Raw genomic sequence first — 13,551 nt, forward strand, 5'->3', positions numbered from 1 at the left:
GTCGCGGCCCGGATACCCTGCGGCCATGACCCTGGTCCTGCTGGCACTGGCCATCGCCTCCGAAGTCACCGCGACGGTGTCGCTGAAACTCTCGGAGGGTTTCACCAAGCTCGTTCCCTCGATCGTCGTGGTCATCGGCTACGCCATGGCGTTCTACTTCCTGTCCCAGGCGCTGAAGCGGGGGATGGCGATCGGGGTGGCGTACGGGATCTGGTCGGCGGTGGGTGTCGCGGCGATCGCGGCGATCGGGGTGCTGTTCCTGGGGGAGCGGCTCACCCTGGTGCAGGTGGGTGGGATCGGATTGGTGATTCTCGGTGTGCTCGCGCTGGAACTCGGTGGCGCGCACTGATTTCGGTGCGCTAGAGCTCCGCGCGCACCCGGAATCCGGCGTCGCGCAACGCTTCCAGGACGTCGTCGCGGTGGGCGGGACCGCGCGTCTCGACGGTCAGCGATACCTCGACCTCGTCGACCTCGAGCCAGATCACGGTGCGCGAGTGGACGATGTCGACCACGCTCGCCCCGGCGCGCCCGACCACCCCGAGCAGTGCCGACAGCGCGCCCGGCCGATCGGCGATGGTCACCCGCATGGCCAGGTAGCGGCCCGCCGCGCTGAGGCCGTGCCCGATCACCCGGGTGAGCAGGAGCGGATCGATATTGCCGCCGGACAGGATGGTCACCACCGGGCCGGGCAGTGCGCGGTCGCGCAAGGGCGACAGCAGCGCGGCGACGCCGGCCGCGCCCGCCGGTTCGACGATCAGCTTGGCTCGTTCCAGGCACAGCAGCAGCGCCTTCGACAGCGCGTCCTCGTCGACGGTCACGATCTCCCGCACCAGCTCCGCGACGTGGGCGAACGGCACCGCACCGGGCAGGCCGACCGCGATGCCGTCGGCCATCGTCGCCATCCGCGGCACCCGCACCGGCTTGCCCGCCGCCAGGGAATCTGGCCAGGCCGCGGCCTCGGTCGCCTGCACCCCGATCACCTGGACCTGCGGCGCGAGCGCGTGCAACGCCACCGCGACACCGGCGAGCAGGCCGCCACCACCGGTCGGCACGACGACGGTGCCGACCTCGGGCACCTGCGCCAGGATCTCCAGCGCCACCGTCGCCTGGCCGGCCACGATATCGGGATGATCGAACGGGTGGATCAGCGTCGCACCGGTTCGCTGCGCGAATTCCTGTGCCGCCAGTAGGGATTCGTCGATGGTGTCACCCACCTGATGCACCTCGGCGCCGTAGGCGCGGGTCGCCACCAGCTTGGGCAGTGAGGCGCCGATCGGCATGAACACCGTCGAGGTGATGCCGAGTTCGGCCGCCGACCACGCCACACCCTGCGCGTGATTACCCGCACTGGCCGCGACCACGCCGCGCGCCCGCTCGGCCGCCGGGAGATTCGCGATCCGGTTGTAGGCGCCCCGCGGCTTGAACGAGCCCGTGCGCTGCAAGTTCTCGCACTTGAGCAGCACCGGCGCGCCGACCCGCTCCGACAGCACCCGCGACCCCACGGTCGGCGTGCGCCGGATCACCGGCGCCAACAGCCGTGCGGCCGCCTCGATCCGCTCGAGCCCGACGGTCTCCATGGCCACATCGTGCCAGCCGAGCACGGGGACGGGTGATCACCACGCGCCGGTGGCGTCCCCCTTCGGCCGACGGTGACGCTAGGCGGCCTTGGCGATGTTGTGGGCGAGAGTGCCGAGGCGGGTGAGGCGGGCGTCGCCGAGGGGCGTGAGTTTGCCGCCGAGCCGGTTGGTGACGAAGGCCAGCGACATCCCGGTCTCGGGGTCGGCGAAGGCGCCGGAGCCGCCGAGGCCGAAGTGGCCGAAGGCCGAGATCGGGTCGGCCTTGGACGGTTTCATCGGGACGCCGTGGAAACCGAGGGCCCACGGAATGCGGAAGGCCAGCACGTAGTCGGGGGTGAAGACCTGGCGGGTGGCGAAGCGGCGGATCGAACCCGGATCCAGGATGCGGGTGCCGTCGAGTTCGCCGCCGTTGGCCAGCGCGGCGTAGACGCGGGCCAGCGCGCGGGCCGAGAACACGCCGTTGACGCCCGGCATGACCGAATCGTGCACGCGCGGATCCACGATGAGGTCGGCGAAACCGCGCGGGGTGGTCTCCGCGGCGGCCGCGTACCTGGTGCGAGTGAGCAGATCCGATCCCCGGTCCCAGTCCATGCCCGCGGCCCGCAAACGCGGGAAGGTGGTGGCGATGCGGTGCCGCTCCTCCTTCGGCACCCGGAACCAGAGTTCTTCGGCGCCGAGGGGTTCGGCGAGCTCGGTCCGGACGACGTCGACGAATTCGCGTCCGGTCACCCGGCGCACCAGTTCGGCGGCCAGATGGCCGTAGCTGATCCCGTGATAGCCGCTGGTCACGCGGTGCCGGGGATCGGGGGTGGCCGCGGCCAGCGCGGCGGTGACGGCCTCGTCGTCGAGGAAGCGCTCGGCCGGTCCGGGCAGCAGGCCGCGCAGCCGGTGCAGGCCGGCGCGGTGGGTGAGCACGTCGCGCACCGTGATGTGTCCCTTGCCCGCCGCCGCGAACTCGGGCCAGTACTCGGCGACCGCGGTGTCGTAGTCGAGCTGTCCGCGCTCGGCGAGCTGGTGGATCACGGTGGAGGCCACACCTTTTCCGGTGGAGAAGGCCAGCGCCACCGAATCCGAGGCCCACGGCACGCCGGGGCTCGCGTATCCCGCCCACACATCGACCACCGGCTCGCCGTGCAGATACACGCACAGCGCGCCGCCACCGTGCGACGGCTTGCGGAAGAGGCGGTCGAACATCGCGACCAGGCTGACGAAACGGCGATCCACCGACTGCGTTGTCGAAACTCCCATCGTTCGAGCATGCCACCTCGCACACAGGACCGGTCGGTACGGTGATCGTTTCCTGACCGTCACATAGCGGACTGCGGGCGCAATACATCGTCCATAGCATGTGGATATGCCCCCGAGACGACGATCGGCGCTGCTCGCGAGGCTCGTGGTGGACGAGCCCGGCCGCCCCCAGGTGATCCTCGGCGAACTACGCCGGGTGATCCTCGACGGCGCCGTGCCACCGTGCACCGTGATTCCGCTGCGTGAAGTGGCCGTGCTGTTCGGGGTGAGCCACATCCCCGTGCGCGAGGCGCTCAAGACGCTGATCGGGGAGGGCCTGGTCACCCATCGCCCACAGCGCGGCTACCAGGTGGCCCAGCTCACCTCGCGCGAATTGCGGGAGATGTACATCGTGCGCGACACCTTGGAAACCGCCTCGCTCGCGGCCGCGGCGACCAACGCCGGCGAGGCCGAGCGCGCGCACCTGCTCGCGGTGAACGAACTGCTCGAGCGCGCGATCCTCGACGACGACCCCGAGACCTATCAGCGGCAGTCACGCAGCTTCCATGTCGCGCTGACCCGGCCGTCGCGGATGTTCCGGCTGCTGCACATGCTCGAAGCCGCGTGGAACGTCACCGAACCCGTGCAATCCATGGTCCATATCGACCGGCGCGACCGGGAACGATTGCACACCGACCACATCGCGATGCTCGACGCGTTCCTGGCCCGCGACGTCGAACGGCTGCTCGCGGTCGCCGACGAACACCATCGGCGGCTGGAATCGGTCATCGCGACCTTGCCCACCGATACCGGATTGCTCGCGCCCGAAGATATATCTTCCGTGCAATAGCCGGGAAATTGTCGGGAAACCGCAGGGCAACTGCTGATACTTACCGTCAGCGAAGCAGATTCACCCTTCGGATGGGAACGACCATGACCGATACCATCACCACCTCGGCGGGCGTGCCCGCCGGTGATCCACCCGCCTACGATCCGCGGCTGACGAACGAGGACCTGGCGCCGCTGCGGAAACAGAGCTGGGGCACCTACAACATCTTCGCGTTCTGGATGTCGGATGTGCACAGCGTCGGCGGATACGTCACGGCCGGTAGCCTTTTCGCGCTCGGTCTGGCCAGCTGGCAGGTGCTGGCGGCCTTGCTCATCGGTATCACCATCGTCTATTTCTTCTGCAATCTGGTGGCCAAGCCGAGCCAGGTGACGGGCGTGCCCTATCCGGTGATCTGCCGCAGCGCGTTCGGGGTACTCGGCGCGAATATTCCGGCGATCATCCGCGGATTGATCGCGGTCGCCTGGTACGGCATCCAGACCTTCCTCGCCTCCGCGGCGCTGGATGTCGTACTGGTGAAACTGTTTCCGGGATTGGCGCCCTACGCCGTCACCGCCGACTACGGCTTCCTGGGGTTGTCGCTGCTCGGCTGGGGTAGCTATCTGCTGCTCTGGGTGGTGCAGGCGTGTGTGTTCTGGCGGGGGATGGATTCGATCCGCAAGTTCATCGACTTCTGTGGTCCCGCCGTGTATGTCGTGATGTTCGTGCTGTGCGGATATCTCATCGCGAAAGCCGGCTGGGGCGCGATCGACCTCAACCTGGGCGAGGTGACGTACACCGGGTGGGCGTCGGTGCCGGTCATGCTCGGCGCGATCGCGCTGGTGGTGTCGTACTTCTCCGGACCGATGCTGAATTTCGGTGACTTCTCCCGCTACGGCAAGAGCTTCCAGTCGGTGAAGACCGGCAATCTGCTCGGCCTGCCGGTGAATTTCCTGTTGTTCTCGCTGCTGGTGGTGATCACCGCGTCGTTGACGGTGCCGGTCTACGGTGAATTGATCACCGATCCGGTCGCCACCGTCGCCAAGATCGATTCCACCTTCGCGATCGTGCTCGGCGCGCTCACCTTCACCATCGCCACCATCGGCATCAATATCGTCGCGAACTTCATCTCGCCCGCGTTCGATTTCTCGAATGTGAGCCCGCAGCGGATCAGCTGGCGCGCGGGCGGCATGATCGCCGCCGTCGGTTCGGTGCTCATCACGCCGTGGAATCTGTACAACAATCCCGACGTCATCCATTACACGCTCGAGGTGCTCGGTGCCTTCATCGGCCCGCTGTTCGGCGTGCTGATCTGCGACTACTACCTGGTGCGCAAGCAGAAGGTGATCGTCGACGACCTGTTCACCATGTCCGAGCAGGGGACCTACTGGTACCGCAAGGGCTATCACCCGGCCGCGATCGTCGCGACCGCCGTCGGCGCTGTCGTCGCGGTGTTCCCGGTGCTGGCCAACAGCCTGCCCGGCATGCACACCGCCGCCCAGTACAGCTGGTTCATCGGCTGCGGTCTCGGTTTCCTCACCTACTACCTGCTGACCGCGGCCAAGCGCGCGGCGGCTGCCCAGGAGGTCGGTGCCTGATGCGGATCCGGGTCGTCAACCCGAACACCACGCGGGCGATGACCGAGACGATCGAGCGGTGCGCCCTGGCTGTCGTGGGCCAGGGCACGCTGCTCGACGCGGTCACCGCCGAGACCGGTCCCGCCTCCATCGAGAGCCACTACGACGAGGCGATGAGCGTGCCCGGCCTCCTCGCGGCGATCCGGCGTGGGGAGGCCGACGGCGTGGACGGCTACGTCATCGCCTGTTTCGGTGATCCGGGCCTGGACGCGGCCAGGGAGCTGGCGGCGGGCCCGGTGATCGGGATCGCCGAGGCTGCCATGCACACCGCGAGCCACCTCGGGCGCGGGTTCAGTGTGGTGACGACCCTCGGCCGCACCATCGGCCGCGCCACCGACCTGGCCGAACGCTATGGCATGCAACGGTTCTGCCTCGGCATCCACGCCTGTGAACTGCCCGTGCTCGCGCTCGACACCGACCCCGACGCCCGCAAGATCGTGACCGAGGCGTGCCGGACCGCCGTGGCCGCCGACGGATCCGACGCGGTCGTGCTCGGTTGCGCGGGCATGGCCGACCTGTGCGCGCACATCAGCGCGGAGATCGGTGTCCCGGTGATCGACGGCGTCGCGGCCGCGACCCTGACCGTGCAGTCGCTGGTGACGCTCGGTCTGCGCAAGTCGGGGAGGGGAGAGTTCGCCGCGCCGCCGCCGAAGACCTACACCGGGCTCCTGGAATCGTTCGGCTCCTGAGGGCCGGTCAGACGCCGATGGCTTCGGGGGTGAGGGCCTGCAGGACGGCGTCGAGGTCGTCGACGTCGACGACCAGGCGGGTGAAATCGGGTCCGTCCAGGTCGATCCGGACGGCGCTGCCGCCGAAGGTGGTGTCCCAGAACTCTTTTCGGCCCTTGCCGCGGTAGACGCCGGCGGCGATCACGCCGGGGATGAAGGTGCCGGGGGCGCGGACCCACGGCGGGCGCAGATCGACCTCGGCGGGGCGGATGCCGGTGATGGCGGCGCGGTCGATCACGACCTGCTGGCGCAGGGCGAGCAGGCGATGCCCGCCGAGCACATTGACCGTCACCGTGTCGTCGTTGATCTCGACCTCGACCATCGCTACCTCACTCGCCGTCGGTGGAACCGTTCCCTGTTCAGGGTCCGCGCGCGGCCTGGCCGGTGACTGTGGCGAGCCTGTGATTTCACCAAGAACATGAGACATCGGCAAATATAGATATGCGCATCTATCCTATTTGCGCCTCCTGGGTGTGAGTGAACCGCGCTCTGTCGGAAGAACAGCAGGGAGGGGAGGGGTCAGGCCTGGGTTGCGGTGTGTGCCCGGTTCGCGATCTCGAGCACCTCGGCCAGCCACGGCGTGTACCGCTCCGGATTGCCTGCGAGGTCGGTCCGCAGCGTGTGCGGGGCGATCCACGCCCAGGTGGCGATCTCGGCCGGGTCGGGCTGCGGCGGCACGTCACCGGCCACGCCGATCAGGACGTGGTCGTACTCGTGCTCGACGCGGCCGGTCGTCTCGTCGCCCGCGCGGTACCGGAAGGTGCCGACCTCGGTGAGCTCGGCGGCCATGCCGAATTCCTCGCGCAGCCGGATCGTGGCGGCCGCGACTACCGGCTGACCGGGTGCGGGGTGTCCGCAGCAGGTGTTGGCCCACTGCAGCGGGAACCGGGTCTTCACCGCGGCGCGCTGCTGGATCAGCACGTGGCCGTGCCGATCGAACAGCAGGACCGAGAAGGCGCGGTGGAGCGTGCCCGGTGGTCGATGAGCATCGGCCACCGAGCACGCTCCGATCGCCACACCGGCGTCGTCGACCAGTTCCACGGGCAGGGCTTCGCGGTCGGTCGACGGTTCGGCGAGCTGTTCGGTCACCTGGCCACCTTATCGGCGACGATCATCAGGTACTGGAAGCTCCCCTCGCGGTAGGCGGTGAGAAAGGGCTGCTCGACGCCGGTGGCGAGCTCGGAATGGGTGCGCAGCTCCCAGTAGGGGATGGTGTCGGGCGTGAGTCGACCACGGTGGTGGGGATGAGGCCGTTGTCGGAGAGGGCACGGAAGTACTCGCTGCGCGGAGGGATCATGCACCCGTAGTGCGCGTCGATCCAGCTCACCGAGGCCGAGCGGCCGCCGGGTTCCAGGAGCCGGTCGAACTCGTCGAACAGGTCGAACAGATCGACGTGCATGGTGGTCTCGTTGGTCCAGATGCCACGCACCTACTCGTCGGCGAAGCCGGTGTCGAGCATGTTGCGGAAGTGGAACCGGACCCGGTCGGTGGCACCGCGGGTCGCGGCCTGGTCGTTGGCGAAGTCCACCTGGTACTCGGAGATGGCGACCCCGTCGACCTGGCAGCCGAAGCGATCCGCCGCCATGAAGCTGGTGCCGCCGCGGCCCGAACCGCCGTCGACCAGGCGGTCCGCGGTCTGGATCGGGCCGAGATTGTCGAGCAGGTAGTCGGCCTGCGCGGTCTCGAGCCGGTGCAGTTCCCGCACGATACGGTCCTGTCCGGTCGACTCCGGTCCTTCGATGACCGACCGGTCGGGGGTGCCGATGCCGTAGTGGTGGTGGTAGAGACCGTCGACCTCGCTGAACTGCCACGGTGTGACCCGAATCGCTGGAACATGCGGCCTGTCACAGGCGACACATAATGGAGGTCCGGTGTGGTTAGCTCATATGAGCACATCGGGGTGTGTGAGGTGTGTCACTTTCAGCAGGTAGGCCAGGTGGGAACGGTGGATATCAGTCCAAAGGGTGTGGTCGGTTCTATGCAGCGGTTGCTGGCTACCGCGCAGAACGGGCTGGAGGTGATCCGCTTCGGCGGATTGGCACACGACGTCGAGTCCTCGCCGTTCGAGGTCGTCGAGCGCAGACGCATGTACCGGCTGCGCCACTACTTCCCCGACGATACGACGCCGGGCCGTCCGGTGGCGCTGCTGGTGCCGCCGTTGATGGTGAACGCCGACATCTGGGACGTGAACGCCGCGGGCGGTGCGGTCGGTATCCTGCACGCGAGCGGAATCGACTGCTGGGTCATCGATTTCGGTTCGCCGGCCACCGAGGAGGGCGGCTGGGAACGTGACCTGGCCGACCATGTGCTCGCGGTGGACTCGGCCATCGACACCGTGTGTGAGGCCACCGGTGCGCAGGTGCACCTGATGGGCTACTCGCAGGGCGGCATGTTCGCCTACCAGACCGCCGCCTACCGGTACGGCAAGGGCGTGGCCTCCATCGTCACCTTCGGCAGTCCGGTCGACATCGTCGCGGGCATGCCGTTCGGGCTGCCCTACGGCGTGGTCTCCGAGGTCGCCGATTTCCTGGCCGACCACGTGATGCACCGGCTGCCGATCACCGAGTCGATGGTGCGCATCGGCTTCCAGATGCTGGACCCGGTCAAGACCGCCAAGTCGCGGATCGACTTCCTGTTGCAGCTGCACGACCGGGAAGCGTTGCTGCCCAAGGAACGTCAGCGTCGCTTCCTCAACAGTGAAGGCTGGGTGGGGTATTCGGGTCCCGCGGTCGCGGATCTGCTCAAGCAGTTCGTCGCGCACAACCGGATGATGCTGGGCGGCTTCGTGATCCGTGATCATCCGATCTCGCTGGCCGAGCTGCGATGCCCGATCCTGGCCTTCGTCGGCGAGGTCGACGACATCGGCCAGCCCGGCGCCGTGCGCGGCATCGTGCGGGCCGCGCCCAATGCCGAGGTCTACGAAGCCAGTTTGGTGGCGGGGCATTTCGGACTCGTCGCCGGTTCGACGGCGACCAATCACACCTGGCCGATGGTCCGCGACTGGGTCGCCTGGATGGACGGCCACGGCTCGCTGCCCGAGCAGATCGTGCCCATGCAGGAACATGTCGCGAGCAACGCGCCGCGCACGGCGGCGACGCGAGTGGTGCACACCGCGGCGTCGCTGGCCGAGGCGGGCGCCGGCGTCGGCAAGGCGCTGGAAGACATCGCCAGCAATACGATTCGCGGTTCGGTCGAGATGGCGGGGGAGGCCGCGCGGGCGTTGCCGCGCCTGACCCGGCTGGGCATGATCCAGCCGCACACCCGGATCTCGCTGGGCAAGCTGCTCCACGAGCACGCCAGGCGGGCGCCGCAGAAGGATCTGTTCCTCTTCGACGACCGGGTGCACACCAATGCCGCCGTGGGGGTGCGCATCGACAATGTGGTGCGCGGCCTGATCTCGGTCGGTATCCGGCCCGCCACCCGGGTCGGCGTCGTCATGGAGACCAGGCCGAGCGCGCTGGCCGCCGTCGCCGCGCTCTCGCGCCTCGGCGCCGTCGCGGTCCTGCTGGCCCCCGGCGCCGAGCTGGACCGGGCGATGGAGCTGACCGGCGTGCAGACGCTGATCACCGACCCGGAGAACCTGCGCACCGCCGCCGCGACCGGTGCCAGGGTGCTGGTACTCGGCGGTGGTGACGCCCGGCGGCTCGCGCTGCCGACCACCGACCGGGTGATCGACCTCGAGCAGATCGACCCGTCCGAGGTGCGGGTGCCCGCGTGGTACCGGCCCAATCCGGGCCTGGCGCGCGAGCTCGCGTTCATCCTCGTCATCGGCACCGGTGACCGGCTCGAGGCCAAGTACATCACCAACCACCGCTGGGCGCTGTCGGCGTTCGGCACGGCGAGCGCGGCCGACCTCGATCGCCGCGACACCGTGTACTGCCTCGCGCCGCTGCATCATTCGTCCGGTCTGCTGGTGAGTCTCGGCGGCGCGATCGCCGGTGGCAGCCGGATCGCGCTGGCCAGGCCGGTGGACCTGGAGCCGGGCCGGTTCGCCGAGGAGGTGCATCGCTACGGCGTCACCGTCATCACCTACACCTGGACGATGCTGCGCGATCTGCTCGACGCGCAGGTCTTCCCGGCCGGGCACAACCACCCGATCCGGCTGTTCATCGGCTCCGGTATGCCCGCCGGGCTGTGGCGGCGCACCGTCGAGCAGTTCTCGCCGGCCCGGGTGCTGGAGTTCTACGCCTCGATCGACGGCGACGTGGTGCTGGCCAATGTGCCGGGCGCCAAGATCGGTTCCAAGGGCAGGCCGGTGCCGGGCACCGCGCATGTCGAGCTGGTCGCCTACGACCCGGTCACCGAGCAGATCCTCGTCGGCGACGACGGTTTCGCGCGGCGCTGCGCCGACAACGAGCCGGGTCTGCTGCTCGGCAAGTCGGTCGACGGCGGCGACCTGTCCGACGGCGGGCTGCGCGGGGTGTTCCGGGCCGGTGACGCCTGGTGGCCGACGGAGAACCTGTTCCGGCGCGACAGCGACGGCGACTACTGGCTGGTCGACCGCCGCGACACGGTGATCCGCACCCCGCGCGGACCGGTGTTCACCCAGCCGATCGTCGACGTGCTCAACGACATCACCCCGGTCGACATGGAGGTCGCCTACGGGCTGACGACGCCGTCGGGCATTCTGGCCGCGGCGGCGCTGAGCGTGCGCAAGGGTTTCCGGATCGAACCGGGTGACGTCACCGAGGCGATGCGCGCGCTGGCCCGCGATCAGCGACCCGATCTGGTCTACCTCGTCGACGAGATTCCGCGCAGCACCAGCTTCCGGCCCTCGGCCACGGCGGTGCAGGCCGCGGGTCTGCCGAAGGCCGGGCCGAACACCTGGATCTACAACCGGGAGACCGACGCCTACGAGGTGCTCACCGACGCGGCGGCCGCGGCATTGTTCGGCGGCAACTGACTCGGGTGCGCAGCCGGTCGGTGCTCGTCGGGCAGATTGCCCACGGCACTGATCGGCGTCCCGCGGTGCGGCGTTGGCGGACTCGGAGGTTCGGGCAGTGGCGCGCGCCAGCGCTGGCCTGGGTGAACACGCGCTTCGGCCGCTGAGTCCCGGCGCCGGCCGGGGTGGCGACTACACCTGGTATTCGGTGACCGCGTCGATGACGCGGGCCTGCTGGGCCTCCGACAGCAGCGGCCACAGCGGCAGCCGCACGATCGTCGCGGAGAAGTTCGCCGATCGGGTGCACGGCACCGGCGTGCGGCCGTATTTGAGCCCGGCCGGGCTGGAATCCAGCGGAATGTAGTGGAACGGCGCGACGATACCGCGGTCGGCGAGATGGCCGATGATGCCGTCGCGGCTCTCCTCGGTCGGCATCCGCAGGTAGAACAGGTGCGCGGTGTGGCCGCGGTCGGCCGGCACCGTCATGGGGCGCACATCGTTGCGGGCTGCCCACTCGGGCAGTGCGGCCGCGTAGGTGTCCCACACACGGTGCCGCTGCTGCTGGATGGTGTCGAACTCGGCCAGCTGCGCGTCCAGGACCGCCGCGTTGAGTTCACTGGGCAGGTAGCTCGAGCCGATGTCCTGCCAGGAGTACTTGTCGACCTGGCCGCGCAGGAAACGGGCGCGGTCGGTGCCCTTCTCGCGCATGATCTCGGCGCGGCCCATCAGGATCTCGTCCGAGAGCAGCAGCGCGCCACCCTCACCGCAGTGCACGTTCTTGGTGTCGTGGAAGCTCTGGGTGCCCAGCGTGCCGATGGTGCCGAGCTGCCTGCCGCGCCAGGTGCCGCCGAGGCCGTGGGCGTTGTCCTCGATGATCGCCACCCCGTGCTGCGCGGCCAGCGCGAGCAGCGGTTCCATGTCGGCGGCCACCCCGCCGTAGTGCATGACGACGATCGCCTTGGTGCGGTCGGTGATCGCGGCCGCCGCGGCGGCCGGATCGATATTGCCGGTCGAGTCGTCGATATCGACGAACACACACGTCGACCCACGCAGTGCCATCGCCGTCGCCGCGGAGGTGAACGCGAAACTCGGGACGATCACCTCGTCCTCGGGCCCGAGCTCCAGCAGCAGCGCGCCGAGTTCGAGCGCGTGCGTGCACGAGGTCGTGAGCAGCGTGTGCCCGGCACCGGTGATGGCCTTGATCTTCGCCGTCGCCGACTTGGTGAACCGGCCGTCACCGTGACTGTGGTCGGAGTCGAGCACGGCCAGCAGATTGGCGCGTTCGGCGGCGGCGCGGAACGGCCTGCTGAAGATGATGCGCTCGTTCACTCGTGGTGGCCCTTCTCCGCCGCGGCTGCCGGCGCCACGACGTCGACTCGATGATGCACAGCCGGCGCATGCATCGTATCCGGGCGCGGAGTCGGGGTCTCGACCGTCAGGTACAGCGGCTTGCCGACCAGGATGTGCAGCGCCACACCGAGATACTCCGCGATCAGGCCCAGCGAGAACAAGATCGCGCCCGAGCACAGCAGCAGCACGACGATGATCGACGCCCAGCCCTCGGGATCGTGATTGTCCTGCGTGAGCGCCTGCACGATGACCACTGCGGCCATGATCACCCCGGCCAGCGCGAGAGTCACCCCGAGCATGCTGACCAGGCGCAGACCGCGGGTGCCGCTGCACAGCACCATCTTCCAGAACAGCGAGAACAGGCGGCGGTAGTTGTAGCCGGACTCCTCGCGGCCCTCGGCGCGCAACACCACCGGCACCTGCACGGCATTGCCGACCACCCAGGTCAGCGCCACGTCCAGGTACACGCCGTTGGCGGCGACCTCGGCCAGCTGACGGCCGATGTCACCGCGGATCAGCCGGAAGCTCTCGAACCGCGTCGAATCCGGGAACGCGAACACCGTCGCCAGCACGATCTTGGCGCCGCGCGAGGTGAGGTTGCGCAGGAAACCGTGGGGGCGGGTGTTGGTCGGCTTCGAGTAGACCAGGTCCGCGCGCGAGGCCAGCGCGGCGTCGAGGAAATCGGCGATGAACGCCGGGTCGTGCTGACCGTCCTCGTCCATGGTGACGATCCAGTCGCCGCGCGCCGCGGCCATGCCCGCGATCGTCGCGGCGTCCTGGCCGAAGTTGCGGCTCAACCACACCGGCCGCACCTGCGGGTAGGTGTGGGCCAGTTCCTGCAGCACCACGTCGGAGCGGTCGGGGCCGTTGTCGTGCACGAGGATGATCTCCTCGACCGCGAACCGCGCGCCCGCCGCGGAGGTCGACGGACCGGTCAGCCGGTCCAGCTCGGCGACCAGCGCCGCGATCGTCTCCTCGCCGCGATACACCGGGACGACCACCGACACCGAATGCACCGGGCGCGACCCGTCGCGTTCGGGCGCACCGGCACGCAGGACGGCGCCGGGGCGGGACGAGGGTGCGGGAGGAAGCGGCATCGTCGACTTTCGTGTCTGGTGGCGGCTGGTGCCGCAGGGCTCACGGCCGAGAACAGCAGAGACTCCTGCGGTGGTGCGCACTTTAACACCGGAATGCGGCACCGAGTCGTGCGGCGGCTCAAGCGATCGGGGGCACCCGGCCTATGCCCCGTGCGGCGGTGCCGATGTGGTCGCTTACCTGTAGGGTCTGGTCCTCGTGGTGGAAAGTAGAACCCCTCCCCGTCGTG

13 protein-coding genes are annotated in these 13,551 nt (G+C 69.0%); 5 read left to right on the forward strand and 8 right to left on the reverse strand.

Annotated features, from left to right (window positions below; translation table 11 throughout):
- The first annotated feature begins 25 nt into the window (after window positions 1-25).
- Complete coding sequence (locus tag NV348_RS29345; RefSeq protein ID WP_447149744.1) at window positions 26-349, forward strand: DMT family transporter; 324 nt, start codon at window positions 26-28, stop codon at window positions 347-349.
- Window positions 350-359: 10 nt separating this feature from the next.
- Here the strand turns inward: NV348_RS29345 and ilvA are convergent, their stop codons facing one another.
- The gene (gene ilvA / locus NV348_RS29350; RefSeq protein ID WP_447149745.1) at window positions 360-1,577 is read right to left on the reverse strand and encodes a threonine ammonia-lyase; all 1,218 of its coding nucleotides are present in this window, start codon (window positions 1,575-1,577) and stop codon (window positions 360-362) included.
- Between the two features lie 78 nt (window positions 1,578-1,655).
- Window positions 1,656-2,825, reverse strand: coding sequence for a serine hydrolase domain-containing protein (locus NV348_RS29355; RefSeq protein ID WP_447149746.1), 1,170 nt, complete (start codon window positions 2,823-2,825; stop codon window positions 1,656-1,658).
- Window positions 2,826-2,931: 106 nt separating this feature from the next.
- Between NV348_RS29355 and NV348_RS29360 the strand changes: the two genes are divergently transcribed.
- From NV348_RS29360 to NV348_RS29370, 3 genes are all read left to right on the forward strand, one after another.
- Window positions 2,932-3,654, forward strand: coding sequence for a GntR family transcriptional regulator (locus NV348_RS29360; protein WP_447149747.1), 723 nt, complete (start codon window positions 2,932-2,934; stop codon window positions 3,652-3,654).
- An 83-nt stretch (window positions 3,655-3,737) separates the two neighbouring features.
- Complete coding sequence (locus NV348_RS29365) at window positions 3,738-5,228, forward strand: NCS1 family nucleobase:cation symporter-1 (protein WP_447149748.1); 1,491 nt, start codon at window positions 3,738-3,740, stop codon at window positions 5,226-5,228.
- Complete coding sequence (locus NV348_RS29370; protein WP_447149749.1) at window positions 5,228-5,956, forward strand: aspartate/glutamate racemase family protein; 729 nt, start codon at window positions 5,228-5,230, stop codon at window positions 5,954-5,956. Before NV348_RS29365 ends, NV348_RS29370 begins: the two co-directional genes overlap by 1 nt.
- A 7-nt stretch (window positions 5,957-5,963) precedes the next feature.
- Here the strand turns inward: NV348_RS29370 and NV348_RS29375 are convergent, their stop codons facing one another.
- From NV348_RS29375 to NV348_RS29390, 4 genes are all read right to left on the reverse strand, one after another.
- Window positions 5,964-6,317: a hypothetical protein gene (locus NV348_RS29375; protein ID WP_447149750.1), complete on the reverse strand. Its 354-nt coding sequence runs from the start codon at window positions 6,315-6,317 to the stop codon at window positions 5,964-5,966.
- Window positions 6,318-6,514: 197 nt separating this feature from the next.
- Entirely contained in the window at window positions 6,515-7,084 is a 570-nt protein-coding gene (idi, locus tag NV348_RS29380) for an isopentenyl-diphosphate Delta-isomerase (protein WP_447149751.1), read from the reverse strand.
- On the reverse strand, window positions 7,081-7,296 hold the full coding sequence (locus NV348_RS29385) for a hypothetical protein (protein ID WP_447149752.1): 216 nt from the start codon (window positions 7,294-7,296) through the stop codon (window positions 7,081-7,083). The genes idi and NV348_RS29385 overlap by 4 nt, the downstream gene beginning before the upstream one ends.
- A 128-nt stretch (window positions 7,297-7,424) precedes the next feature.
- The gene (locus tag NV348_RS29390; RefSeq protein ID WP_447149753.1) at window positions 7,425-7,700 is read right to left on the reverse strand and encodes an SAM-dependent methyltransferase; all 276 of its coding nucleotides are present in this window, start codon (window positions 7,698-7,700) and stop codon (window positions 7,425-7,427) included.
- A 240-nt stretch (window positions 7,701-7,940) separates the two neighbouring features.
- Between NV348_RS29390 and NV348_RS29395 the strand changes: the two genes are divergently transcribed.
- The gene (locus tag NV348_RS29395; protein WP_447149754.1) at window positions 7,941-10,898 is read left to right on the forward strand and encodes an AMP-binding protein; all 2,958 of its coding nucleotides are present in this window, start codon (window positions 7,941-7,943) and stop codon (window positions 10,896-10,898) included.
- A 171-nt stretch (window positions 10,899-11,069) separates the two neighbouring features.
- Here NV348_RS29395 and rffA read toward each other — a convergent pair whose 3' ends face one another.
- On the reverse strand, window positions 11,070-12,206 hold the full coding sequence (gene rffA, locus NV348_RS29400) for a dTDP-4-amino-4,6-dideoxygalactose transaminase (RefSeq protein ID WP_447149755.1): 1,137 nt from the start codon (window positions 12,204-12,206) through the stop codon (window positions 11,070-11,072).
- Window positions 12,203-13,243 carry a glycosyltransferase gene (locus NV348_RS29405; RefSeq protein ID WP_447151178.1) on the reverse strand — a complete coding sequence of 347 codons (1,041 nt, stop codon included), beginning with the start codon at window positions 13,241-13,243 and terminating at the stop codon, window positions 12,203-12,205. The genes rffA and NV348_RS29405 overlap by 4 nt, the downstream gene beginning before the upstream one ends.
- Window positions 13,244-13,551 lie beyond the last annotated feature (308 nt).

It is taken from the genome of Nocardia fodinahabitans (genome assembly GCF_052983615.1).

Excerpts from the sequence above, each read along its gene's own strand:
- NV348_RS29360 (WP_447149747.1), top strand. The coding sequence starts at position 2,932 with ATGCCCCCGAGACGACGATCGGCGCTGCTCGCGAGGCTCGTGGTGGAC.
- NV348_RS29375 (WP_447149750.1), bottom strand. The coding sequence starts at position 6,317 with ATGGTCGAGGTCGAGATCAACGACGACACGGTGACGGTCAATGTGCTC.
- NV348_RS29355 (WP_447149746.1), bottom strand. The coding sequence starts at position 2,825 with ATGGGAGTTTCGACAACGCAGTCGGTGGATCGCCGTTTCGTCAGCCTG.
- NV348_RS29345 (WP_447149744.1), top strand. The coding sequence starts at position 26 with ATGACCCTGGTCCTGCTGGCACTGGCCATCGCCTCCGAAGTCACCGCG.
- NV348_RS29370 (WP_447149749.1), top strand. The coding sequence starts at position 5,228 with ATGCGGATCCGGGTCGTCAACCCGAACACCACGCGGGCGATGACCGAG.
- ilvA (WP_447149745.1), bottom strand. The coding sequence starts at position 1,577 with ATGGAGACCGTCGGGCTCGAGCGGATCGAGGCGGCCGCACGGCTGTTG.
- NV348_RS29365 (WP_447149748.1), top strand. The coding sequence starts at position 3,738 with ATGACCGATACCATCACCACCTCGGCGGGCGTGCCCGCCGGTGATCCA.